This is a genomic window from Bradyrhizobium sp. USDA 4503 (assembly GCF_054055815.1).
This window is the reverse complement of sequence record NZ_JBSRXS010000001.1, coordinates 521062-546141: the sequence shown is the minus strand read 5'-3', so window position 1 is coordinate 546141 and position 25080 is coordinate 521062. Positions and strand designations below refer to the sequence as shown.

Here is a 25080-nt window from a genome sequence, read left to right as displayed (position 1 = left end):
GGGCCGCAGTGTTTGTCTTTCCCGGGTCGCGCGCGGCGTCTCGCCCGTTTGTGGTCAGCTTTCCCAGCCGGCCAGCCTTTTTCCGAGCCAGAAAAAGAAGGCGTAGATCGTGATCCCGGTGGCAGCGAGGATCACGATGCAAGCAAAGAACTCCGGCATGCGAAGCGTTGACGAATAAGTCGTCAGGCGGCTGCCAAGCCCGAACCCACCGCCCGACATCTCGGCGCCGACAGCGGTGATCATGCCGAAGATCGCCCCGATCATCAGGCCAACGATCACCATCGGCATGGCCATCGGAATGCGGATCTTGGTAAAGATCTGGAGGGTCGACGCCCCGCAGGATCTCGCCAGCGCAATCTTCATCGCATCGACACGCCGAAATCCGGTGGCTGCGTTGATCATCACCATCGGACCAGACGCAAGAGAGACAGCGATGATCCTCGGCGTGAATCCGAAGCCGAAATTCAAGATCAAGAGCGGCACGAGCGCCAGCATCGGCGTGGTCACCAGCAGCAGGATGTAGGGCGTGATCACTTTTTCCACGAACGGGAATTGCGTAATGACCGCAGCGAGGAGCAACCCGATCGACGCACCGATGGCATAGCCAGCAAAGAGCTCGATCAGCGTGAAGGAATAGTGTGCGCAGATAGTCGAGATCTCCTGGGAGAAAAACACGCTGGCGATGGCCGAGGGGGCAGGCAGGATGTATCGCGGCACCTCGAACAGACGCAGCAGCAACTCTCCTCCGCCGATGACGAGCAGGGCCACCGCGATGATCGCGGCGACTTCCTTGGCTCCCTGGTCACCAAGCCCGCTGGCAATTCCCGTTGCGCCCGCGATGCCGGCACCGGTCTGGGTTGTCTGGCTCATGCTGGCCCCCTCATCTTGCCATGACGACCGCTGGCGTGGCCGGCCGTTGGTGCTGAATGTCGTGCTTGATCATGTTTACGAGGTCGAAGAACTCGCGCGATTCCATCAGGGCCAGAGACCTCGGCCGCGGAAACGGAATGTCCACCATTCGCGCGATTTGGCCCGGCCGCGCGCTCATGATGTAGACTTTGTCGGCCAGAAACACCGCCTCTGCGATCGAATGGGTGATCAGGATCACCGTCTTGCGGGACTCGAGCCAGATCTCCTCCACCAGCTTGTTCATCTCGTCACGGGTGAAGGCGTCGAGCGCCCCGAAGGGTTCGTCCATCAACAGGACCGCGGGGTCACTGGCCAGCGCGCGCACGATGGACGCGCGCTGCTGCATCCCTCCCGACAGTTCACGAGGCATCCTGTCGCCGAAACCGCCCAGCCCGACCCGCTGCAGGAACGTATCGATCCGCGCTGCGTCCGGGCGTGTTCGGCGAATCTCGAACGGAAGCTCGATGTTCTTGCGGATCGTCCGCCAGGGCAGAAGATTCGCTTCCTGAAACATCATGCCGATACTTGGATGCGGGCAGGTGATCCATTCCTCGCCAAGGGCGATGGCGCCTGAGGTCAGCTTGTGCAATCCCGCGATCGACCAAAGCAGCGTGGTCTTGCCGCAACCCGAGGGACCAACGACGGCGATGAATTCGCCCTGCCGCACGGTCAGATCGACGTCCTTCAGTGCATGGACTTCGCCCGATTGTGTCCTGTAGGTCTTGGTAGCGCCTCTGACGTTGAGCGCCTTGCCTTTGGTCTGTTGCATCTTGCACGCGTCCTCAGGCGCGGTAATCGGGACATGCCCGCCCGTTCCCCGAAGCGACGGCGCTCGGGGGAGATTCAAAACTGAGTGTAGAAATCGTCAGGTGGCTAGCAGCTCGTTCAAGTAACGATCAACCTGCTCCATGTATCGCGGTTCGAATCCGTTCAGGCCCATGTGCCCTTCAGGTGAGTCGATCACCCGAAACAAAGCGTGCGGGACAAGTCGATAGTCGGCCTCGCATTCCTGCGGAGGAAAGAAACTGTCGTGGCTGATCGGCATGACCATTGTCTTTGCCTTCACCCGCGCCAGCGCTCGAGCGAGATCACCCGCGGTGTGCCGCGATACGTCGGCCAGTTGCCACTTGTGCATCTCACACAACAGGACATTGGGATCCATCGGCTCGAAATAGGCCTTCATCACACCGTTGATGAAATCGTCAAGCGACGACATGCCAATTATGCTGCGCCACCGCTCCTCTTGGTAGAACTGCGTGGACCAGGCGAGTGTCGCGACGATCCGCGCCATCCGGTCCATGCCCTCGCGCACAACGACGCCCGAGGCGTACCAGCCGCCGTTCCAGCAGGGATCCGACGTGATCGCCTCCTTCAGGGTTTCGACAAAAACCTGCTGGTGCAGCGAAATGCGGGCCGTCGCAGCAATCGGCGCTGCCCGTTCAACCATCATCGGATAGGCGACGGCCCATTCATAAACCTGTTGCCCGCCCATCGACCCACCGACCACAAGCGCGAGCCGTTCGATGCCGAACAGGTCTGTCAACATCCGGTGCTGGGCGCGGACATCGTCGCCAATGGCAAGCTTCGGAAACTTCGCCATCGCCTGTGGCGCGGGCGTGTTCTGCGGCGACGATGACACGCCGCTGCCAAGCTGATCCACGATGACAATGAAGTACCGGTCCGGATCAAGCGCGTGGCTCTGGCCGACATATACGTCCTCCATCACCTTGCCGGTTCCGGAGAACCAGGTCGTCACCAGAATGGCGTTGGATTTCCTTGCGTTCAGCCTCCCGAAGGTACGGTAGGCAAGCTTTGCTCCGCGGAGGGTTTCGCCGCTTTCCAGGATCAGGTTGCCGAGATCGTAGAGCTTGAAATTGCCCTGCGTCTCGGGGCCGTAGAACGGGTTGTTGATCATGGCGCCGCTCTCAGTTCAGGCTTTTCGACACTGCGTTGAGGCCTGCTTGCGCGCAGCTTTCGTCCTGATCCTCGCTGCCGCCACTGACACCGATCCCGCCGACGACATCGCCTGTCGCGGTCTTTATGGGCAGGCCGCCTGCAAACGCCACAAGGCCAGGGACAAAGGCCGCACCCGGCAATCCGGCGTTCACGCCATCGCGCTTCACACCAAAAGACAGGTCGGCAAAGGTCCGGGTCGGTGCAGCATACAGCGACGACGTGATCGCCTTGTTCTGCGCAATGTCCGTGCAGGCCTTGCAGGCCCCATCCTGTCGCGCGGCGGCAATCAGCCGCCCCCCGTCGTCAACCACGACGACATTCACCTTCGCGTATCCGGCGGCCGCCTGCGCAGCGAAACAGGCTGCAATCATCGCTTCAGCCGCGTTATAGGTAAGTATCGGCTTGCTCTTTGAGCCTTCGGCCACGCTGAGCGTTGGCAAGCAAGCCATGAGCATTGCTGCCGCAAGCATTTGTCTGGTCATCTCGCCTCCCCCCTTCGCAAGACCATCCGTCCAGGATGATTCAGCGCGGCACGACGCTTTGCGTGCAATACGGGTCTACCAAGCGACGCGTGGGGCCATCTATCGCGAAGGTTCGCGATACCAATCGGAATCGGCGAAGCATGGCTTCGTCGATCCAACATCATGGAATTGCCGGTTTTCGTCAGGAGAGGCGTTCGCTCCGCGATGTCACGAATGCGACCTTCGTCGGCGCTGCTCCCGCGGTGCTTCAGACCGGCGGCAACTCGGTCCGCGCAAGCAGGCTGACCAGGGCGGAGGTGCTTGAAACGCCGGTCTTCTGCCGGATGCTTCTGAGCTGATGATCGATCGTGGAAAAGGACCTGCGGCGAACCCTGGCGATTTCCTTGTAGCTCATGCCCTTCGCGACCAGCGTGGCAACCTCGATTTCTGATTGCGTAAGAGTTGCCAGCCAGGCCGGCGCCGAAAGGCCCATGGACAAGGTCAGTGGATAGCCACCCTGCGCCTCTCCATTCCGGCTCACCGGATCTCGATCGGCAATCTCCTTGGCAACGGCCACGATCGGGTTGAGGACATCGACCACCGTCTGCTCGAAACAGTCGTACAGGCCAGATTCCCAGGGGGCAAAATGTTCAGTCCAGTCGGCGCAGATCAGGCCGTAGCTGCCGCGTCCGGTCCGAAGCGCCCAGGCGAACTTTGACTTCGTCCGGGCTCCCGCAAGCCTTTGCCGCAGTCGCATCGTGATGCGGCTATCCTGCTTGATATCGGCAAAGATCACCGGGTGGGGATCCAGCCACATCGCCTGCATCGCGGCATCCCGATTATCGACGGCTTTGCCGCCGAACGAGGGAACGTCGTAGTTCGCGTCTTTTGCTTCCGCGAAACCCGGGAAATAGTCCCTCGCCTCGCGCATTCCGAAGCCGGTGTCGACACGCTGACATCGAAGCTCGGCCCGCAGCCAGCTGGTCGCAATCGACCAGCAGCCCGACAGGTCATCAAGATACAGAAGCATGTGGGCGGCCAGATCGCGCGCATGGGCGTTGCGGATCGCACCACAATCAAGAAGCCGGGTGCGCAGCTTCCGCTGCTTTACAAAGACATCCTCGCGGAAATCGTCTGCAAAGGTTGGGATATGCCACGCTTCATGGCTTTGCGCGCCCAACAACTCCTCCCTGTTTCGACTTCCCATCTCGCGGGCGTACGGCTGGCGAAATTTACGGGAGATGGGCACCGGGCGACAAGATGCTCTTCCTTCGATCTTATGCCACCCCCCTTCCAAGTCAAATCCGGATCGGCCAGTGCAGGATCGATAGTGTCGTTTTTGTCCTAGCTTCTCGTGGGGCGAAGAATAAGCGAGGTTCACGATCTCTTTGAAGGTAGGACCACCTTGTCACGGCCTCGGCTGGCCCCAAAAAAAGCCCGCTCCTCGCAAGAGGAGCGGGCTCGGTCATGGCGTCCATGACCAGTCCAGGGAGGAACGTCCCATGCGGGACAACGGAGCGCACGCGGCAGTGGCGCGGCGCAATTCGCAAAAGCGGCCATCGCAGCGGGCTGAAGGCAGCATGCCCTCGTTGACGCGGACTACGTCAACACCATCTCGCGCTTCTGGATGACGGAAAAGATGTCCGCCACTTTTTCCGCGAGCGCCGTTCCAAGGTCAGCATTGTTTTTGGCAGTGAAATGAATGCCATCCACTCCATCGGTCGAGATCACGCTCCCGGCATCGAGGAAATCGACCTTCAGGAAAGCCGCTAGTGATCTGTACTGCTTGGCGAGTTCAACCGTCTTCTCGCGACCACCTTCGAACATTCCCTGAAACCACGGGTCCGGCAAATCGGCGAGTGGGGGCGGCGAAACGATGAGCACTTTGGGCGCGGGATACACCGTTCCTACTCCGCCGCCCGAGGTGAGCACCTGCCCCGCCAGCTTGGACATACCGACCGCGATTTCGTAAGGGGTGCGGCGAAAATAGCTCTTCGTGTCGTTGGTCCCGAGCATGAGGATGACGAGATCCAGCGGAAGATGACTTGCAATGGCGGATGGAAGATAGGCCGACCCGTTCAGCCGTGGATCCGCTGGATCATCGAGCGACGTCGTGCGTGCGCTCAAGCCCTCCTCGATGATTTCATAGTCCGGTCCGAGTTTCGCCGCCATGGCTCCCGTCCACCGCTCCGCATAGGGAAAACGCGTCGTCGGCGAGCCCTCCGGGACGGCAACCCATCCCCAGGTAAGCGAGTCTCCAAAGCACAGGATACGTTTCGTCATCGGTCCCTCACGAGTTTGATTTGGAACGAACGCCATAGAAGACGGCGGCGAGAAGAATGATGAGCCCCTGGACAATGAGCTTGCCGGGCTCCTGCACGCCCAGCGTCGTCATGACCACGAACAAGAGAGCGAAGCAGAGCACGCCGACGAATGGTCCCCAGACTTGCGCGGGTCGGCCGAAGACCACGCCGCCCAGAATCGTTGCCGCGATCGAGTTCATGACGAGTTCAGGTCCGAACCGCACGCTTCCGACGGCTATCGAGGATGTCTGGACCAGCGCAGCCACGGCAGACATGAGTCCCGAGATCGCGTGCGCTAGCACGACCGTGCGTTCGACCGGGACGCCCGAAAAATGCGCGGAGACCGGATTGCTGCCGATCGACCAGACGAAACGGCCAAACACCGATCTTCCGAGAAACGCACTCATCAGCCCGGCCAGCACGAACCAGAAGATGACCGGAGCCGGCAGCGTCCCGAGCCGCACATTATAGAGCTGGCGGAACTGGTCCGGGACGTCCCCCGGCGGCTTCCCGTTCGCGAGATATTCGACCAGTCCAATCAGAACGATGTTCACCGCAAGCGTCACGATGACGGCGGAAGCTCTTCGCTTGCCGACGAGAAGCCCGTTCAAAAGCCCGACCGAAAGTCCGACAGCAAGGCAGAGAGGAATGACCTGGAGAATCGGCCGGTCGTAAAGGAGGCCGGAAGAAATCAAGTAATTGACAAGCAGAATGACTCCGCCGGCGGACAGATCGATGGAGCGAGAGGAGATGACGAGCAGTTGCCCCAGAACGACGATGCCGAGCGGCACGACCTGACGGGCGAACGTGCCGAGAATCGCGACATTCATCAGATTGGGCCGCATCATCCACAAGGTGACGAGGAGCACCGCAACAACGATGTAGGAAGGCGGCATCCGCAACGCCACACGAGACAGGCTGTAAAGTCGCTGCATAACCTACAGTCCAATCGTCTTGCGGGGCTGAAGCGAGATGACGGCAAGCAGTATCAGCCCCTTCACAATGGTCTGTATGAAGGCAGAGACATTGAGCAGGTTCATGCCGTTCGCAATGACGGCAAGAAGCGCACAGCCGACGACGGTGCCGTGAAGGCTGCCGATCCCCCCGGCAAGCTGGGTGCCGCCAAGCGCAACGGCCGTGATTGAATCCACCGCATATTGTGCCCCGATGTTTGGGTCGCCCGAAACGATGCGGCCCGCCAGGAAGATCCCGGCGACCGCGGCGAAACAGGAACTCAGGACGTATGCCGCGACGACATTGCGCTGCTCGGCGATGCCGAAGGTGCCAGCCGTTTCACCTCCACCAATCGCAAAGAGGTGCAAGCCGAAGCGGGAGCCGTGCACCACCTTCCAGGCGACCAGGATTGCGGCAGCAACCCATAGGACAGGCATGTAGATGCCGAAAACCTTACCGCTCACGAGGAACAGAATCTCCGATGGCACTGCACCGCCGGCAGAGGGGCGCACAAACATCGCGACGCCCTGCACGATGCCGGTCATCGAGAGGGTCGCGATGATCGGATGCACCCTGAACGAGGTGACTGAAATTCCGTTCAGGAGCCCGATCGCCACGGCCGCGAGGATGACGGCGGGCACCGAAACATAGGCCGGGGCATTGAGCGACAGAATTCCCGTCGTCAGGCTGACGACGGAGCCGACCGACAGATCGAGCCCTCTGACGAGGATCACGATCATCTGTCCTATGCTCACGAGGATGAGTGGCGCTGCTTGTGCGACCAAGTTGAGAATGTTCTGCGAGCTCGCGAACTCGGCCGTCGAGAGGGTCAGGCCCGCACAACAGGCCAGCGCCGCGACCAGCGGAACGGTCCACAACCCGTGCCGGGAATTTGCGCCGAGAAACATGCGACCAAGGTGGCTCATCACTATCGTGTCCGCTCAACCACGCAGGGCAGCTTCGAGAATGGCATGCTCGGTCGCCGATCTGGCCGGCATTTCGGTCACCACATGCTTGTCGTGGATCACGTAGAGGCGGTCACAAAGCCCGATCAGCTCCAGGGTCTCCCGCGAGAGGACGACGACCGAGCCGCCAGCGTTCGCGTAGTCGCGAAGTAGCCTGTAAATCTCGGCCTTCGCGCCAACGTCGACGCCACGGGTCGGCTCCTCGATGATCAGTATGTCGGCGCCCAAGGCCAGATATCGCCCCAGCAAAACCTTTTGCTGATTTCCGCCCGAGAGCGCGTTGACTGGAAGGGACGGTCTTGCGGCCTTTATGGATAGGTTCTTCATCGAGTTCGCGATCACCTCGCGATGAGCCGCGGCCGGCTTCAGCTCGAAATGCCGGCTGTGCAGACCGATGGTGAGATTGTGCGCCAGCGAGAGGTCAAGAAACAGTCCTTCGAGCTTTCTGTCCTCGGGCACAAAGCCGAGGCCCAGCGCCTGCATCTCTCGAATGCCTAGCTCTTCCGAGAGCGGCAGGGCAAACTCCCGCCCCCTGACGGCCACCTTGCCACCGTGGGGCGCATATTGTCCGATGAGCGATCTGACAAGCTCACGCTGCCCTTGTCCCTCCAGGCCCGCAAGCGCGACGATCTCGCCGCGCCGGAGCACGATTGAAGAGGGCGTCGCCTCCGGCGTCAATCGCAGGCCATCGATCGAAAGAACGACCTCCCCGTCCGTCCGATCCGGCTTCGGCGGGAACAACTCACTCAGCTCCCGCCCCACCATCATCGCGATCAGTTGCTTGGGGGTGATCGACGATACCGGCACGGCATCGACATTCCGACCATCCTTCAGCACGGTGATCGTGTCGCAGATCTTGAAGATTTCCTCCATGCGGTGAGAAATGTAGACGACCGCCTTCTGCTCCTTCTTGAGCGCGAGAATCTGAGCATTGAGAACCTCGACATCGGCGGCGTTGAGCGCGGCCGTCGGCTCGTCGAGAATGACCACGTCGGCGCGTGCCGAGATGCCACGCGCGATCTCGACAAATTGTCGCTCCGCGATCGTAAGATTTCCGACGAGCGTCGCCGGATCAAGATCCAGGCCGAGCTCACGCAGGATGTCTTTCGCCTGCCGCTCCATGCGGGCCGTGTCGGTCGTGCCGAACTTCGTGACCGGCTCCTTGCCAAGATACATATTCTCGGCAATCGACAGATTGGGAAGCAGCGAGTGCTCCTGGAACACCGTCGATACTCCGGCATCGAGCGCCTCACGAGGTGAGGCAAAGCGGACGATGTGACCATTCTTCCGAATCATGCCGGCATCAGGCTGAACGACGCCTGCCAAGACCTTCATGAGGGTCGACTTGCCGGCTCCGTTTTCGCCCATGAGCGCATGAACCGATCCGGGAAGCAGTTGAAAATCGACGTTCTCGAGCGCGGCAATGCCCCCAAAGGACTTCGAGATCGATGTCATCTGGACAAGCGGTTGTGTGGTCACGCTTCGATCCAATGCTTGTATTGATGGAAGGTGGGTGCCGGCGCACAAGAATGAGCGCCGACACCGGCAAAGATCAGCGCTTGCCGTAGTACCTCTGCAGATCTTGCTCCGTCAGGCTGGTCGGAAACCAGACGTTCGCGCTCAGATCTTTGCGGTAGAATTTCTTGGCTTTCTCCAGATCCCAGCCTTCGGGCTCATAGATGTACCGCTTGTGGAGTTGCTTGCCCTCAAGCAAAGCGACCACGGCGCGCACGCCAGCCGCCCCCTGTTCCGGTCCATACTCCGGCGAGATGGAAGGGAAGCCGAGCTCGATCCAACGGGCGAAAAAGCCGTTGTTGCCCTCGCCCGTGATTGGCGGAATCTTCGCGCCATACTGCTGGAAGACATCGACACAGGCGCGGGTCATATCGGCACCCGATGACCAGATACCGTCGACCTTCGGATTGTTCAGATAAAGGGTCTCGCACACCTGCTTGCCGACGTCATATTGCCACTTGCCGGCATCTTCCGCGATGATCTTGACGTCAGTACCTTTGATCGATTCCAGAAGGCCCTTGTAGCGGTTGATGTCCTCGGGGTGCGCCGGCAGTCCACGAAGGACCCAGATATTTCCCTTGCCACCGAGTTGCTTGACAAGGAAGTCCCCCATCACCTTTCCGAAGTGGACCCCCCCTCCCTGGATATCGACGGTGTACTTGTCAGTCTCGGTAAGACCGGTGTGCACGATGACGGGGATGCCGGCGGCGACCGCTTTTTCAATGCCGGCATCGGCAGAGGTCGGCGTCAGCGGCGTCACGATGATCGCGTCGACCTTCTGCGCGATTAGATCTTCGATATCGGCGACCTGCTTGGCTTGGCTTATATTGGCGTCCAGAAGAATGAATTGACCGACTCTTTTGTCGAGCTTGGCGGCCGCTTCCGCGTCGTGTGCCATCTGGACTGTCCAGGTGTTGGCATTGACGCCGAAATGGCTCATGCCGATCTTCCATGGACCGTCCTTTTTGAACTGATTCGGCGCCGTGACGCGCTCATCGCCTGGCCGCGGCATGACACCCTGCATCAGATTCACTTCCTGTGCGCGAGCTTCCGTCCAACTGACCAACGTCGCAGCGATCAGCCCTGCGACTAATCTCAATCCTTGGTGCATGAATCCCTCCTTCACCGCACGCGATGCGCAATTCTTTCAGTAGAGGGAAGCAGAGCGCAGGCCGGCGCGCGCCTTCCCGCGACATCGCAGGACGACGTTGTCAGATCCATTCAAGTCGATGGATCGGCTCCTCTCGACGAAGAGCTGCCTCTTGGTGTTCTACTCCCAATGCTGACGGGCTTTCAGTCCGCCGCCAGCTTACGAGTGCACAGTGAAACGTCGCTTGTCAATAGTTATTCAGATTGAATGATCAATTGGTTTATTGCACACTTTCGGTGGTGAGGACAATGTAGGACCGAAAAAGCACGGAGATTCAGGACCATGCGGGTGCGTTCGGTTCTATGTTTCGGCGATTCCAATACTCACGGCCAAATACCGGGGCGCGGGCCGCTCGAACGCTACGATCGCGCCACCCGATGGCCGGGTGTGCTTCAGGCCGAACTTGGATCGAGATGGTACGTCATCGAAGAGGGGTTGAGCGGACGGACGACCGTTCATGACGACCCCATCGAGGGCACTCACAAGAACGGTCGGACGTATCTACGCCCGTGCATCCAAAGCCACACGATCCTCGATCTCGTGATCATCATGCTCGGCACCAATGACCTCAAGGTGCGATTCAACAAGCCACCTTCGGAGGTCGCAATGGGAATGGGATGTTTGATCTACGACATACGAGAATTGGCGCCAGGGCCGGGTGGAAGCGTGCCCGAGATCATGATCGTCGCCCCTCCCCCTATGCTAGATGACATCAAGGAGTGGAAATCAATCTTTGCGGGGGGACCGGAGAAGTCACGACAGCTCGGCCTTGAATTCGAAATCATGGCGGATTCCCTGGGCGTGCATTTTTTCAACGCAGGGACGGTATGCCAATGCGATGAAGCAGACGGATTTCATCTCAACGCCGGCGCGCATCGCGCACTTGGGGTAGCGCTGGCGCAGGAGATCGATGCGATCGGATGGCCGGCTGGTGATTCTCAGCGCTGAGCAAATCCCTGCCTGAGTTCTTCTGAGAGGAGCAGTTCCTTGCCTGACATGCGATTTGCGCCACCAAACCCGCTGCGGATCGCAGACCGGGCGAGCGGCCTGAATGCGCCCAGCGTGAGAAGCTACAATGAACGACTTGTGCTCTCATTGCTGCTGCAGAGCGCCGGAATTTCACGTCTCGAAATCGGAGAAAAGACCGGCCTTTCCGCGCAGACAGTATCCGTCATCGTGCGTTCACTGGAGCAGGAAGGTCTCGTCTCGAAAGGGGAGGCGCAGCGTGGTCGGGTCGGCCCGCCGACCATTCCCCTCTCGCTCAATCCAAAAGGAGCCTTCTCGATCGGTGTGAGCTTCGGCGAGAGCGAGACCGACATTGCCATCATCGATTTCATCGGACAGGTTCAACACCACGCCGCCCATCCATACTCCGCCTTGCGTGGAACTGGCGTGCTCGCTGTAAAGATCGAGGAGGCTCTACTGGCCCTTCCGTCCTCGTACCGCACCCGGGTTGCTGGCATTGGACTGGCGGCTCCAAACGAGGCGGGCTCACCACACCACGTGAGAGATCTCTTGGGGAGCGATCTGGTAGATCTGCAAGCCAGCATCGAGAGTACCCTCAATCTTTCCGTGTACATCCAGGATGATATTACGGCGGCTGCGGGCGGGGAAAGCCTGTTCGGCGTGGCGCGCTCCCTGCCCGATTTTCTCTTCTTCTATCTGGGCTCTCACCTGCATAGCCGCCTAGTCCTGAACTATCAGATTCACAGGGGGAGATTCGGCATGAGCCACGATGTCGGACTGCAGCGTTTGCGAGAGGAATTGAAGCGGCATGGGCTCGTGCTCAATGACATCGGATCCAAAACCCTGCCGAAGGCTGCCGCGGAGTACTACGCCGAATGGCGCCGCCTATGCTGTCGCCAGTTCGTCGGATCAGTTCGCTCCCTCCTGAGCTTTGTCAGTTTCAACTCCGTGGTCGTCTCGAGCTACGCACCACCGAAACTCGGAGAAGCCCTGTGCTCCCAGCTTCATGAGGAGGTCCCTGAGGTGAATTTCCTCTACGGAGCGAACTCTGTCGCGCCAAAGGCTGTCGGCGCAGCCAATTTGCCATACCACTCGCGCTTTATGGTGCAGTAGGGAGCGTCATACCGATCTCTTACCTGCGTAAGGATCACGTGGTGTTCAACTCCTGGCGCAGATCAAAGCCGTGGCTTAGACACCCTATGCTCGCGTCGCCAGCGCGCTACCGCGCGTAAAATAGTACAGAGTCGAAGACTAGCGCACGAGATCGTAAAAATGGCGGAGAGAGCGTCAGTCAATCCCCGTTGAAAGATAAAGCATTTTCGACCTTCTTAAACCAAAACCCACCATTTCAGCTACGAGCGAAAAAGGAAGTTTGTGTGCGCGAACACGTCCCGTTTGCGACCGCGAACTCAGCGCGTTGCTGGCTTGTCGATAATTCGCCCCCTCGGTTTAACTGATCGAGGTTCACCCAAAGTTCTGACCCAGTCTTTCAGTTTCCGTCGGCGGCTTGAAGGAGTCACAGGGCGATTCGTTCCAGACAGCGTACAAATCCGTTAGCATCAAACCAAGATTGGGGGACACGGCCACGAGGTCACGACCACCGTGACCGACTCGGCGCCTGGACAATCAACCTATCCCATGTGCCAGGCACACCACCGCGATCGCCTCGACAATGCGCTGGTCGAGACAAGCGTAAGCGCCCAGATCAGTCTGTGCATGCGCCGATCGGACGATCTCAAGGCTCGCCGACGCCGCTATGACGGTCGTCTGGTGGATGGCCGTAGCTCCTCTTGTTTGTCGCGAACGGATGGAGCTGGTTCTGCGGTCGGCCGCTCGGGCTCGGCGACGTGATTGCATGACGCGGTTCAGTTGAATGTCAAAAGCAAAATGGCTCCTTACGGAGCCCGGAAATCTCGGCGAACGTTTCCCTCCAATTCAAATCGTACGTCTTGCCATTTTGCGCCAATATTCTGGAATAATTCAGCTATCGATCGCGCAAGTTCGCTTGCGATGGGGCGCTTCCCGATGCTTACCAGCAAATTGCTGCCGCCTGTAGACAACCGGCTGGACTTTCATCAAACGCGCGAAAGTGCGGCTGAAACTGCTTGCACTGGAATAGCCGAGGATTTTTGCGATATCGGACAAGGGCCTGCTCGATTCCGCAAGCAGCCGGCAAGCCATATTCAAGCGAACCTCCGCAAGCATTGCGCTGTGGCTTGTGCCCATACGACCGAGATGACGCTGCAACGTCCGCGCGCTGATCTTGCAGGCGCGAGCTGTGCCATTTATGGTTGCGTCACCATGCCGCAGCGACGCGACGATGGCCGCGCGGACAGCGTCAGACGAAGGCAAACGGACAGCTCTCATCTGTTGGTGTGAGGCACGAAGTCTATGCTCCGTCTAGAGAATACCAGATGCTTCGACGCCATGGGCATTCCGGGCCTCCTTCCGGCCGACTGTCCGGGAAAACCGGGGCGCCTTTCGATCACCCAGCGGCTCTCGTTCGACCATTGTCGAGCGCACGTAATGCTGCGAGGGTGCGGAGAGAGAATTCATCGAAACGCAGCACGGGCTCAGCTTTCCTCCATTGCGGTCGTAGTCTTGATCTCAAGTAAGCCTATGCAGCGAATTGTTGGCCGTCTGGCCATAAGCCGCCAAAAAAGCCGGCAAGACCCGCATCGAAGGAGTGGCTCGCAGCCGACCGCTCGGGTGCAGAGAACGGTGCATGCCGGGAGGGGGCAGCGAACTCTTCCATTTTTGCCGGCCGCGCCAACGCCCGGTCCCAGCGAAACTCCCGCCGACAGGCAGCATCCATTTTACGATCGAGGGGCGGCCCGGTGGCAAATATTCATTTGACGCGCTGCCAGTTCCTCATTCCCTTCGCTGATATCCTTAGCGAAATCGGCGCGTCGACGGGTTCGTTTCTGGCAAAATTTCATCTTCCGACGTCATTGGAAGAAAAGGCCAATCACTACGTTCCGATTCTGCGAGCAATCGACTTCGCGGAAATCGCCCGGAGATCACAAGGTATTCCGGATTTTGGATTCCTCGCCTCCCAACGTCTGCACTATTGTCACCTGAGCGAGAAAACCCGGACGCTGATCGGCCATGCCCCAACGCTGTTGGTCGCGTTGCAACAGGCTTGCAAATGGGCATCGATCGAGGACTCGAACCTGAAGAACTGGATCGAGCGCCACGACGATCACGTGAGGTTTTGCAGCAGTCTCACTGGAACAAAAGGACTCCTGCATCTCGAGCATTCACAATGGCTTCAGAATATTTTCCCTATATATATCGTCCGGCAATTCGCCGGACCGGATTGGGCTCCTGCAACAATCGCCTTTGAAGCCCGGTATACGCCGAGCCCTGCATGTCATTCATTCTGGCCAAACACGCGTTTCCTGTCTGGACAGGACGCATCGTGGATCGACGTGCCGATCTCGCTCCTCAGCCTACCCAATCGCGCAAAGGAGAAAGTGCTCTCCTTGCAGGACGATCAGGCTGGCCCGTCAGGTCATGATATCATCGCAACGCTCAAGTTGATGTTGCCGTCCTACCTCGACCAAGGACTTCCGGCTCTCGCTGAAGTCGCGGAGATGGCTGGCGCGAGCGCGAGGAGCTTGCAACGTAAGCTTGCGTACGCCGGCATGACATACTCGGATCTGCTCGACACCATCCGGTTCGAGAATGCCAGCAAGCTCTTGCGCGACACGGATTCCAAGATCATCGAAATCGCATTCTCCTCCGGCTATACGGATCCAGCGCACTTTACGCGCGCCTTCCGCCGCATTACCGGCGTTACGCCGCGGCAGTTTCGTGCGCAATCGCGGCCGGGACAAGCGCCTGCCTTGGGCGCCATGCTGCCCGAATGATTGAAGGCATCCCTTGATTCGACACGACATCACCGTCGATCGATCGGACCCTGCTTCGCTGGATGGGAGCGCCACGACTTCGGATGGGATAGATCCCTCCTCCTTTGCGCCGAGGAGCTGAAGCGCTGGTCTCCATCAACAGAACGCCGCCGACGGTCAGGTCGGTGCGGTGCGTGTGCCGCGAACGCGCGGGGCCCTCGTGCTCGAACGCACATCAGGCAAACCTAAAAGTCCGGACCAAATACGTCAACGTTGAACTGGGCCGAAGCGTCATCGTTTTCCATGCTGTTGATCAGGTTCTCTTCGGGATTCGTAAAGCCGCCTGCCGAGAGCGTAGTTGCCGGCAATGCACCATAACTGGCGCGATATTTGTCCATAGCGGCCACGCTGCCGACATACGCACAGGTACATCCGGAGGGATCCGCGTAAACGTAGTAGGGACGTCCGCTCCTCTGCCGCAGCTGAAATTGATTGGACGGGAACGACATCAGCCGATTCAACAGCTCCGGCGTGGTCGCAGCGACAGGGCTGAATCCCGATGAGATCAACAATTGACCAGTTGATTGCTGGGCGTAACCGCGAGCACCCGAGCACAACTGGACAAGAAGAGTGACCGAAACGAGGGCTGCAATACTGCCTGCAGATCGAAGACCCATTTTTTCTCCGGAGATATCTGGATGAGCTACCAATTGGAGCCGAGAGTGAAATGGAAGGCGGCTATAAATATGCCGTATACGAACCGATCCAGACCAGGATCGACATCAACAGGCCGATGACGCCGGCGTTGTCCGCGAACACGGTGGCGGTGCCCGGCATTCCGAGCCGGAGTTGGCTACGGTCGATGGTCTTCGGGATCGAAATAGCAGCCGGATAAGCCTTCGCGCCTCCGATCGAGCCGACCCGCGCCAGCGTACCTGAGACCGCGATCTGGCCCTGCCCCACGCCTTGAGGGATAGCCATGACCGTCGCTTCGTGGATACGGCCAGGGTCGTCGTCGAAGACGAGCTTGACCCGCGCGCCGGGCTTGATGGTCCGGAATCCGTTCGGCGGGAACATGCCGGTGATGACGATATCGTTTGCGACGATGAACGACATCACCGAGCGCGCCGGCATGGCGCGGTCGCCGACCGACAGCGCCATGATCGTAACGACACCGTCGCCGATGGCGCGGATCGTCGTCTGCTCGAGCTCCCACTTCGCATGGTCGAGCTGGGCCTGGATCTGTGCGACGGTTGTGTTGACGCCGCCGATTTCCGACTCCATCGCCAATTGTGCGCTCAGCTGTGCGGCCTTGGCCGCCTGAAGCTGAAACTCGACCGTGTCGTATTGCACCTGGACGTCCTGCAGACGAAACGCGGTCTGCGCCTCCTCGCTGACGAGCTTGCGGTAATCGGAAAGCCGCTGGGTGTGAAAGGCGAGCTGCTTGGTCAGTCCATCGACATTCGCCGTCGCCTGCTCGTAACTGGCCTTCAGTTGCTTGACCTGCTGGCGTGCCTGGGCGAGCGATGCCTCGAGCTGGTTGACCTTGTACTGGAACGGTGCCGGATCAATGCGAAACAGCACCGCGCCGGCCTTCACCGGTTCGTTTGGCTTGACCGGGATTTCGATCACCTCGCCGGAGACATTGGGCGCGACCTCCATGACGCGGGAAATCACGACTAAGCTTCCCGACGGGGTCAGGTAGTTGAACATCGCGAGGAATACCGCGAGGATGAACGCGCCAAGCAGCACGGTGACGGTGCCGGACGCCCAGCCCCATCGGACCAGCTTGAGCCTCGAGAAGACGAGCCAGACCAGGACCAAATAGAGCGTCAGGATGATGAGCACGATGATCTCCTGCATCTGTCGTGCACCGGGATTGAACACTCACAAGGGCGGTGCCATGCCCGTGCCGGCCGGATGCGTGCAATTGCGACTCTGTCGCCGCGCATCCGGCCGATAAAAATTCGATCTCTAGGACGCGCGCTTGAAGCCGGGAGGCTTCCACGTCCCTTCACCAGCTGGCAGAATCGATGGCGGCGTGGTTTTCGGCCAGTACAGTCGCATCACCACATAGATCGGGCCATCCGGCGCCGGCAGCCAGTTTGCCTCCTTGTCGGCTCCCGGAGACTTGTTCTGGACGTAGATCGTCAGCGAGCCGTCGGAACCGCACTTCATGTGCGGCAGCATCGGCGAGTTGATCAGGTAGCGGTTGATCGGGTTCTTCACCAGTAGCTGCGTCTTGCCGTCATACATCGTCACCGACCAGAAGGCGTTGACCGGCGGCAGCTGTCCCGCCGCGAAGGTCAACTTGTAGCTCGACTTCGAACAGTCGAGTTCTTTGCCATCGACATCCACTTTGCCCAAAGGATACATGGCCTCCACCGCGTCGTTGCCATAGATGCCGGCCTTCGCGGCTGCCGCGCGCATAAGCCAGTCGCCATGGAAGAATGCGGCATCGCCGAACGGCGCGCCGACGCGCCAGCCGTTGATGTCCTTGCCGAGGGTCGCAACGGCTTCGGTGACCTTGCGCTCACCCTCCTTCATTCCGAGCAGGATCTCGGCCTTGTCTTCAAGCGACAGGCTGCGGAAGTCAAAGCTCTTGCCCGGCCCCACGCCGATCCGCGCCAGCTGCTCGCGGATCCAGCGATCGTCCGGCAGCGCCGGCGCGAATTGAAGCGCGAAATCAAGGTATTCGAAGAACTCGGTGCGGACGAGGTCCTTCTCGAATTTGGGGAAAGAAAGCGCCGGTGCCGGCGAGGGCGCCGGCTGATTCAGGAAGCTGGAAAGCGGCTGCGCCTTGTAGCCGGCCTGAATCTTCTTGACGGCCTCGATATCGGCCGGGTCGAACAGCTGCGTGCGTAAGAGCCCCAGGCAAAAATCGGTGGTCGACCGGAATACCTTCTTGATGCCGGCCGGTGTCACGCCGGTCCATCGCGGGCCGACGATCATATAGCTTCCGGCATCGCTGCCGGTGGTGCGCGTCCCGACATAGCCGAAATTATACGTGTTGAGGTCGTTCAACTGCAGCGAATAGTAGCGCTTGGGGTCGATCGCCGGCACCGAAAAGACAAGCGGTTCGGCCCGCAGGTCCAGCCAAGCGAACGAATACGGCGTGTCGCTGTTGGGGGTGATCACGGCGGTATCTTCGTATGTGAAGACGCGCGCCTCGTTGAACAGTGTATTGAACGGCGCCTTGTACTGGCCCGACGACTTGTCGACCGCGTACTCATACATGATGCCGTATGCCATCACGATCGGCAGGCCATAAATGAAGCCGGCCTCTGCAATGTCCTTGGCCTTGAAGAATCCCGGGCGCTCGGACCACTGGGCCCAAGCCTGGCTTGATTGGGCGCCAGCAGCGGCGACGCCTGCCAGCGCGGCAGATCTCAGCAAATCGCGCTTCGTCAGCATGTTCGGGCTCGATCGCTTTTGCATCAAACCTACTCCGTTTCCGTGGTGGACGGGCCTGACACGCCAAGCGTCTTTTCGTCCGCTCGCCAACCTAACGAAAAAGCGGCCACCCACTATGCAAATTCGGCAATCTCCAGCCCCGCGCGAAGCAATGGTCTGAAATCGCGCTCAGTTATTGCCAGCGCGGGGTCTTCGACTTCGGCATGCGCCCGCTCGGATCCCCGGCTCGCCAAGCGATTGGTCGGATGGGCCTCCGACCAAGGTCAGAAACTGCATAGCCGATGCTGGGAAGTACGGGCTAGCCTGCCTTGCGCGGCACGAGATGGAGCGCCGCAACGCTGCCAAAAAGCCGCCTTGAACGAAACCAATCCCAGGAAACAACGATGGACATCACCCGCCGTTTTGCGCTGAAGACCGGACTTGCCGCCGCTTCCACCGCACTGACCCCGTCGATCCTCCGAGCGCACGAAGGCCCAGTATTTGATATCGTTGAAGGGGCGGAAGATTTTTGGCTCGCCACCGACGCCTATGTGTTCGGTTATCCACTCGTCACAATCGAGATGACCCGCCGGGTCCTCACCAACGTGGCCAAACCGGAGGGCACGCGTGCCCCCATGGGTCAAATCATCAAGCTGCGTCAGTATCCGGATGCCTCGTTTCGCGATGTGACAGCACCGAACGCCGATACGCTCTACACCACTGCATTTTTCGACGTCGGCAAGGAGCCATGGGTGTTGAGCGTTCCCGACATGAAGGACCGGTATTTCCTGCTGCCGATGCTCGACGGCTGGACCAATGTGTTCGCCGTGCCCGGAAAACGCACAACCGGCACCGGGGCGCAGACCTATGCAATCACGGGTCCCGGCTGGAGCGGCACGCTTCCCTCCGGCGTCAAGGAATTGAAGGCCCCAACCAACATAGTCTGGTTGCTCGGCCGGATCTACTGCACGGGCACTCCGGAAGACTACGCAGCCGTCCACGCCTTGCAGGACCAGTTCAAGCTGGTGCCGCTGAGTTCCTACGGAAAGGACTACACGCCGCCCTCGGGCAAGGTCGATCCGTCCATCGACATGAAGACGGCCGTGCGCGAACAGGTCAACCGCATGGATGCGGCTGAATACTTCAGCCTGCTCGCCCAGCTGATGAAAGTGAACCCTCCCTTTGCTGCTGACGCGCCCGAACTCGCGCGGTTCGCCAAGATCGGTCTTGTCCCGGGCCAGGACTTCGATGCCAGCAAGCTGGACGCGGATTTCGTCAAGCGCATTCCCCGCGCCGCTTTCGATCGCATCATGCTCCAGCTCAAGGTCAACGACGCCATCAAGAAGGTCAACGGATGGATCTACGACACCAAGACCGGCGTCTACGGGACCGACTATCTCAACCGTGCGCTGGTCACCGCGATCGGGCTCGGCGCGAACCGCAACAGAGACGCGGTTTATCCGCTTTCGCTAAAGGATGCAGACGGTAGCGACTATCACGGCTCGAACAAATACGTCATGCGTTTTCCAAAGGGCCAATTGCCGCCGGTGAGCGGCTTCTGGTCCGTTACCATGTACGATGCCAACTACTTCTTCGTCTCCAACCCGATCAATCGGTACTCGATCAGTCCGCGACAGAACCTCAAGGTCAATCCGGACGGCTCAACGGACCTGTACATCCAGAATCAATCCCCGGGGGCCGACAAGGAGTCGAACTGGTTGCCTGCACCGACCGGCAAGTTCATCCTGATGCTGCGCATGTATTGGCCGAACGAGGACGACCCGTCGATCCTCGACGGCACTTGGTCGATCCCGGCGGCCAGAAAAGCGACGTAAGTTTAAGCGACGGGCAAGGGGACGCTTCGCGGCGTCCCCTTGCCCGTCACGCTGCGCAGCGATTATCTTGAGCAAACGATCTCACATCGTTGTAAAAAGCTCCCCGTGACCAACGATGCGCTAAGCTTTCGTTGCGAGCGCTCGCCCTGACTCCAATGTAGGCGGCGGCGCAGGTACCGGTCGCGGAGAAAAGTAGCCATGCTGATCGACACACCGACCGCCGCGCACCTGTCGCAGGTCATTTCGCAAGTAGCGGCGCCCGCATTTCTCCTTGGCGCAGTTGCGGCCTTCGTGTCGCTTTTGATAGGGCGCATGAATCGCGTCGTCGACAGGCTACAGGCATTGCACGCTACGTCCGACGACGACCGTTCCGGAACGCACCCTGATATCCCACACCTCAGGCGTCGCGCTGTGCTTCTGAACAAGGCAATCGTTCTCGCGACGGTCAGCGCAATCGTCACCTCGCTGCTGGTGATCCTGGCGTTCGTGTGTACCTTCTTTCGATTCCAGCATGAGTACGGCGTTGCACTGCTCTTTGTTGTCGCTCTCAGCTTCTTCACGCTCTCGCTTGTAGATCTGGTGCGCGAGGCCCGCCTTTCACTGCATGACCTCAGTCATCACAAGCCCAATCCGTAGCAAGCGGCCGGCTCAGCCGGGCTCTTTCGCGTTGTAGCGCCAAGACCCGAAATCGGCTCGTTTCTGGACAGGCCGGCGCTTCCTCGAGTCGAGAGAATCATCGTCCAGTGCCGGCTGGACGCAAATGGTACACAAGGCGCATCAGCCAGAGGCTGGCCCGGCGCAAGGACGCCAGGCCACACTCCGCGCGGTCCCGCTAGTAGCACGGGGGATAGGGATAGTACCCGCAAACCGGCGGCCGATAGTAATACGGGTGGTAAGCGTAGGCGGCCGCAGCGCCAGCCGCCGCGGCGGCTCCGGCATAATACGCACCTCGATAGGCCGTGCGTCGCGCAACGCCAGCGAATGAAAGCGGCGTAAACGGAAGGCCGATGATGTCGATGAAGACAGAGGCAGGACCGTCGGCGCCCTTGACGTCACCTTCGAGAATATCGACATCGAAGGCAAGGTTATCACCTTCGAGCTTGGGATTCTTCAGTGTGACAACGACATCGCGCACGGTGCTGCCGTCCTTCTGGAATACGGACACCGTGGCGTTGGGCGGATTCTTTGCAAAATTGTCGCTGCCGGTTCCCCAGTCTTCGACGATATGGCTGGTCAGATCGTGACCGGCCGAGCGAACCGGCCGATCCGCAAATATGATCGCATTTGGCGCGACGCCAGTGAGGACCAGCTTGCCGGGCTGCACGTTCGCGCCCCTGGAGTTGAAGACGATCAGTGATGGAACGACCTGGGGTTTGTTGGCCCCGATCGTCTTCAGCGGCGCATGGGACGCCGTGTCTTGCGCCAAGACCATGTTTGTGGCCGCCAAAGCACCGAGAAAAGCAATCGCACGCATCGTATTCGACAGCATGATCAACTCCGGAATAGTGGATTACCTGGACCCAGGCATGATGAAACAAGAATGGAGGCCGGCCGAATTGGACGACCTCCTTTCTTCACTAGTAACCGAACTTATAGTTGAGGCGGAGCGCCAGCAGACTCGCGTCCGTCTTGGTGTTGGCGGTGATCGACGTGATGCGCCCGAGTGACGGCGTCAGGAACGTGTTGCTCTCGTTTACCCGCCACAGATAGTCGTACTCGATGCCGGCCGTCCAATTCGGAGAGAAGCCGTACTCGAAGCCGACACCCACGACGCCACCCCAGCGGGTCCGGTTCGCGAAGGCGAGGCCCGTGCCGCTCACATTGTCGATGATGGCAAAGTCCTGGCTGCCAACCGCGCCGCCGCCCTTGACGTAGAACAAGGCCTCGTTGGCCGCGTAGCCCAGTTGAGCCGTGAAGAGGCCCAGGCCGGCGAGGGTCGACTTGTAAGTACGTGTCGGGTCCTGCGCACTGATGCGCGTGTTGCGGATGTTGGCCCAGTCGCCCTGCGCTTCCAGACCGTACACCAATTGTCCGGCCTGCCAACGATAGCCAAGCTGGCCACCGATGATGCCGCCGCCCTTGCTATTGCAGCCTTCCGCGAAGACGCCGCCAATTCCATTGACTGCGGTGATATCGATGCACTGGTTGCTCCAGCCATATCCGCCGTTGATACCGAGATAGAAGCCGGACCAGTTGTACATCATGGGCGCTGCGATCGGCGCCGCCTTGTACGCCGGCCGCTGCGGAAGATCGGCGGCCTTTGCAATACCCGTGAACGCAACGGACATCACCGCCGCTGCGGTAAGTAAACTGATTTTCTTCATCGCCTGCAAGCCTCATTGAACGTGGAAAACACATGAGCCACTTGCCATCGACCTTGTCTCAGTCGGTATGCAGAAACTGTCACCGCCGACCAATTCTTAGCGGTGTTGCACCAAAACCCCACTTCGAGGTCACGGCACGTTGCCAGACCTCAATGCGCGAGACCGGCGATATGTCTCGGATGGCAACTCGCCGAATAGCGACCGGTAGTGGCCGGCAAATCTGCCGAACTCGGTGACGCCGTGTGCCGACAGGATATCGACGACTCTGACCGATGCACCGTTGTCGCGACTGATCTCGTGATAAATCAGGTTTAGCTGCCGAAGCCTCAGATAGAGCTTTGGCGAGAAGCCGAGATAGCGCTCGAAAGCACGCAGCAAGGTGCGGTATTCCACCTTGGTCGCTTTCACGATGTCCTTGATATGGACGATGCTTTCCGACCTGGTCCCAACGAACTCAAGCGCCTCCAGAACGATTCGCTCGTACGAGAGGGTGTACTTGTTGGGCAGGAAGCTTTGGCTCAGGCGATTATCCCGGATGCAAGCCAGCTGATCCATCAGGGCGTCCTCTGCCTCCCGCGCCATCATAGGCCGGTCAGCGAAGGCAGAATCGGAGAAGGAACGCAGAGCCTGCCTCGACACCTCGATCAGTTTCGATTTGATCGGCTCCGGCAGCCGGACGAGATGCTTGGCGGTCTTCGGCGAAGCCTGAGTTGTGGCCGCAGGGAGCATGTTCCTCGCGATGCTCTCCTCATTGGGCAGCGACCACGCCACCCATTCGACATGACCGGAACGGACAAAGGTGAAGTGACAGTTCGGAGGGAAAATGACCAGGTCAGAGGCCTGGCATGGCACACCATCGAGCACGACGCGATCGTCGAAGTTGGAGGACTGGACGATCAACGTCGTAAAATTCGGGTCGGTGACGCCATGCGCAATCCCGGGGCCGCCGTCGGTGCCAAACTGAAGGATCGTGCGATTCAATGCGAGAGACTTCACGCCCCAATCGTGAGAGGACGGAGCGGATTTCAGAAATGTCACCCTCGCGCCTCTAACGGCGTCGGTGTATTGCCCGAAATCATTCAATTCAAAATATCCCGCCCGTCTGAGCGGCAATTCAAGAGAAAAATAGAACAGGCGATGCCGCTCTTAGTAGCACTGCGCACAGCGGATCGGTCGGCAATGTGCGACCGATCCGCCCTCTGACAATCTACTTCATCTGGATTCCCATCATCTCCCGCTCCGCCTTGAACACGACGGCAATAGCGTCGATGATGAGCTTTTCGGGATGTGCCTTGCAGTAGACGATGACTTCGTGCTCCACGAGCTTGCCCTTGCGCAGGTCGAGGAAATGCTTCTTGGCAAGGCCGTTGTACCAGCCGCTGTACCAGGCCGTCAGCGCATCGGCGTCCTCCTGGTAGGTCCCGGCGAGTTGCGCGCAGGTCAGCTTCTGAACATCGATGAATCCATTCGCGTCGACATAGGCCGACAGCGGGGTCTGGGCCCTGACAGACACCATTGTGGCAACCAGCAGAGCTACGGAAAGCAGCAGTCTCGAACGCATTGGGGATCCCATTGTGATGAATCGGATGTAGAAAGATCTCAGACGACTTTCAGAGGCCGGGCGCCTTCGCGCGCGACTGGCATCCGAGCTGAAAAGCATCGGCTCGGATGCACGATCAGGATCAAGACAGTCCTATCGGACGTTCGAGGCGGCGCATCGTCCGTCGAACGGGACCGAATATGTGATCGATGTCCCTTGTTCAGAACCGGTAGTTGATGCCGCCACGCACGACATTCAATTCATCCGTGCTGACTCCGGTGCCGACGACTTTCGTGTAGAGATACTCGGCCTTCACGGACCAGTTCGGTGTAAAGCCGTATTCCACGCCGAAACCCGCGGAGATGCCCGGACGCCAGGACGAGGCTGAGCAATCCGGCAAGACGCCAACCGTGCCGCAGGGCACGCCGGCGATGGTTGATGCGCTGGCGGTCGACTTGACGAAGGCTCCGCCGCCGGTGGCGTAGATCAGGACGTTGTTCATGGCGATACCGACCCGGGCCCTCACCGTCGCCAGCGCGCTGATGTTTGACGAGGTGTTCAGCGTGACGCCCTGTCCGATGCCGAGAATGCTCGGCGTTACGACGGAGGACCCGCTGATGTTGGCCCAGTCGATGTCACCTTCCAGGCCGAGCACGACGTATCCCTGCTGAATCTGCCCACCAAACGTGCCGCCGATCATGCCGCCACTGATGTCAAAACCGGCTCGATCGAACCTGTTGGCGAACAGCACCATCGGGTCCTGGTTGCCCCAGCCGTACCCGGCGTTGCCGCCGACATAGAATCCCGTCCAGTTGTAGACGGCGGCAACCGGAGCCTGCGCCTTGTAGGCGGGCGCCGCCGGCAAATCCGCCGCGGCCGCATAACCACCCATCATCAGCGAGGCCGCGATCGCAACCCCAAACTTTCCAATCTTATTCATTGCCGCACCTGATTGATT

24 protein-coding genes are annotated in these 25080 nt (G+C 59.7%); 5 read left to right on the top strand and 19 right to left on the bottom strand.

Features of this window, described 5'->3' with window-relative positions; all coding sequences use genetic code 11:
- Positions 1 to 54: 54 nt before the first annotated feature.
- The 10 genes from ACVMIH_RS02540 to ACVMIH_RS02495 form a co-directional block, all read right to left on the bottom strand.
- Complete coding sequence (locus ACVMIH_RS02540) at positions 55 to 768, bottom strand: ABC transporter permease (protein WP_229189057.1); 714 nt, start codon at positions 766 to 768, stop codon at positions 55 to 57.
- 112 nt (positions 769 to 880) lie between these two features.
- Positions 881 to 1678 (bottom strand): ABC transporter ATP-binding protein, encoded by a 798-nt coding sequence (locus tag ACVMIH_RS02535; RefSeq protein WP_456860619.1) that lies wholly within the window; start codon positions 1676 to 1678, stop codon positions 881 to 883.
- 96 nt (positions 1679 to 1774) lie between these two features.
- Positions 1775 to 2824 carry an alpha/beta fold hydrolase gene (locus tag ACVMIH_RS02530; protein ID WP_229189060.1) on the bottom strand — a complete coding sequence of 350 codons (1050 nt, stop codon included), beginning with the start codon at positions 2822 to 2824 and terminating at the stop codon, positions 1775 to 1777.
- A gap of 10 nt (positions 2825 to 2834) precedes the next feature.
- Entirely contained in the window at positions 2835 to 3347 is a 513-nt protein-coding gene (locus tag ACVMIH_RS02525) for a GlcG/HbpS family heme-binding protein (RefSeq protein WP_229189061.1), read from the bottom strand.
- Between the two features lie 247 nt (positions 3348 to 3594).
- A complete protein-coding gene (locus tag ACVMIH_RS02520; RefSeq protein ID WP_456827371.1) occupies positions 3595 to 4506 on the bottom strand; it encodes a response regulator transcription factor in 912 nt (303 codons plus the stop codon).
- A gap of 419 nt (positions 4507 to 4925) precedes the next feature.
- Positions 4926 to 5609, bottom strand: a complete 684-nt coding sequence (locus ACVMIH_RS02515) for an SGNH/GDSL hydrolase family protein (RefSeq protein WP_316399197.1) — start codon at positions 5607 to 5609, stop codon at positions 4926 to 4928.
- A 7-nt stretch (positions 5610 to 5616) separates the two neighbouring features.
- Positions 5617 to 6564, bottom strand: coding sequence for an ABC transporter permease (locus tag ACVMIH_RS02510; RefSeq protein ID WP_456860617.1), 948 nt, complete (start codon positions 6562 to 6564; stop codon positions 5617 to 5619).
- A gap of 3 nt (positions 6565 to 6567) precedes the next feature.
- A complete protein-coding gene (locus ACVMIH_RS02505) occupies positions 6568 to 7509 on the bottom strand; it encodes an ABC transporter permease (protein ID WP_141340193.1) in 942 nt (313 codons plus the stop codon).
- Between the two features lie 15 nt (positions 7510 to 7524).
- Positions 7525 to 9003, bottom strand: a complete 1479-nt coding sequence (locus tag ACVMIH_RS02500; protein ID WP_229189103.1) for a sugar ABC transporter ATP-binding protein — start codon at positions 9001 to 9003, stop codon at positions 7525 to 7527.
- A 97-nt stretch (positions 9004 to 9100) separates the two neighbouring features.
- The gene (locus ACVMIH_RS02495) at positions 9101 to 10174 is read right to left on the bottom strand and encodes an ABC transporter substrate-binding protein (RefSeq protein ID WP_168856804.1); all 1074 of its coding nucleotides are present in this window, start codon (positions 10172 to 10174) and stop codon (positions 9101 to 9103) included.
- A 321-nt stretch (positions 10175 to 10495) separates the two neighbouring features.
- Between ACVMIH_RS02495 and ACVMIH_RS02490 the strand changes: the two genes are divergently transcribed.
- Entirely contained in the window at positions 10496 to 11161 is a 666-nt protein-coding gene (locus ACVMIH_RS02490) for an SGNH/GDSL hydrolase family protein (protein WP_200844587.1), read from the top strand.
- Between the two features lie 48 nt (positions 11162 to 11209).
- Complete coding sequence (locus ACVMIH_RS02485; RefSeq protein WP_229189105.1) at positions 11210 to 12292, top strand: ROK family transcriptional regulator; 1083 nt, start codon at positions 11210 to 11212, stop codon at positions 12290 to 12292.
- 867 nt (positions 12293 to 13159) lie between these two features.
- On the opposite strand, the gene ACVMIH_RS02480 is transcribed toward ACVMIH_RS02485, so the two are convergent.
- The gene (locus ACVMIH_RS02480; RefSeq protein WP_229189107.1) at positions 13160 to 13405 is read right to left on the bottom strand and encodes a helix-turn-helix domain-containing protein; all 246 of its coding nucleotides are present in this window, start codon (positions 13403 to 13405) and stop codon (positions 13160 to 13162) included.
- 611 nt (positions 13406 to 14016) lie between these two features.
- On the opposite strand from ACVMIH_RS02480, the gene ACVMIH_RS02475 reads away from it, so the two are divergent.
- Complete coding sequence (locus ACVMIH_RS02475) at positions 14017 to 15051, top strand: helix-turn-helix transcriptional regulator (protein WP_456860615.1); 1035 nt, start codon at positions 14017 to 14019, stop codon at positions 15049 to 15051.
- A 224-nt stretch (positions 15052 to 15275) separates the two neighbouring features.
- On the opposite strand, the gene ACVMIH_RS02470 is transcribed toward ACVMIH_RS02475, so the two are convergent.
- The 3 genes from ACVMIH_RS02470 to ACVMIH_RS02460 form a co-directional block, all read right to left on the bottom strand.
- The gene (locus tag ACVMIH_RS02470; protein ID WP_456860613.1) at positions 15276 to 15707 is read right to left on the bottom strand and encodes a hypothetical protein; all 432 of its coding nucleotides are present in this window, start codon (positions 15705 to 15707) and stop codon (positions 15276 to 15278) included.
- 61 nt (positions 15708 to 15768) lie between these two features.
- Positions 15769 to 16893 carry an HlyD family secretion protein gene (locus tag ACVMIH_RS02465; RefSeq protein WP_229189067.1) on the bottom strand — a complete coding sequence of 375 codons (1125 nt, stop codon included), beginning with the start codon at positions 16891 to 16893 and terminating at the stop codon, positions 15769 to 15771.
- Between the two features lie 111 nt (positions 16894 to 17004).
- On the bottom strand, positions 17005 to 18444 hold the full coding sequence (locus tag ACVMIH_RS02460) for a DUF1254 domain-containing protein (protein ID WP_456866366.1): 1440 nt from the start codon (positions 18442 to 18444) through the stop codon (positions 17005 to 17007).
- 383 nt (positions 18445 to 18827) lie between these two features.
- On the opposite strand from ACVMIH_RS02460, the gene ACVMIH_RS02455 reads away from it, so the two are divergent.
- On the top strand, positions 18828 to 20258 hold the full coding sequence (locus ACVMIH_RS02455) for a DUF1254 domain-containing protein (RefSeq protein WP_456860611.1): 1431 nt from the start codon (positions 18828 to 18830) through the stop codon (positions 20256 to 20258).
- A gap of 198 nt (positions 20259 to 20456) precedes the next feature.
- A complete protein-coding gene (locus ACVMIH_RS02450) occupies positions 20457 to 20894 on the top strand; it encodes a DUF2721 domain-containing protein (protein ID WP_456860609.1) in 438 nt (145 codons plus the stop codon).
- 196 nt (positions 20895 to 21090) lie between these two features.
- Here the strand turns inward: ACVMIH_RS02450 and ACVMIH_RS02445 are convergent, their stop codons facing one another.
- The 5 genes from ACVMIH_RS02445 to ACVMIH_RS02425 all read right to left on the bottom strand — a co-directional run bounded on the left by ACVMIH_RS02445 (position 21091) and on the right by ACVMIH_RS02425 (position 25062).
- Entirely contained in the window at positions 21091 to 21747 is a 657-nt protein-coding gene (locus ACVMIH_RS02445) for a hypothetical protein (protein ID WP_253623975.1), read from the bottom strand.
- An 88-nt stretch (positions 21748 to 21835) separates the two neighbouring features.
- The gene (locus ACVMIH_RS02440; protein ID WP_456860608.1) at positions 21836 to 22582 is read right to left on the bottom strand and encodes an outer membrane protein; all 747 of its coding nucleotides are present in this window, start codon (positions 22580 to 22582) and stop codon (positions 21836 to 21838) included.
- Between the two features lie 129 nt (positions 22583 to 22711).
- Entirely contained in the window at positions 22712 to 23578 is an 867-nt protein-coding gene (locus ACVMIH_RS02435) for a helix-turn-helix domain-containing protein (protein WP_456860606.1), read from the bottom strand.
- 211 nt (positions 23579 to 23789) lie between these two features.
- Positions 23790 to 24143, bottom strand: coding sequence for an HdeA/HdeB family chaperone (locus tag ACVMIH_RS02430; protein ID WP_456860604.1), 354 nt, complete (start codon positions 24141 to 24143; stop codon positions 23790 to 23792).
- Positions 24144 to 24342: 199 nt separating this feature from the next.
- Positions 24343 to 25062: an outer membrane protein gene (locus ACVMIH_RS02425; protein WP_057017172.1), complete on the bottom strand. Its 720-nt coding sequence runs from the start codon at positions 25060 to 25062 to the stop codon at positions 24343 to 24345.
- Positions 25063 to 25080 lie beyond the last annotated feature (18 nt).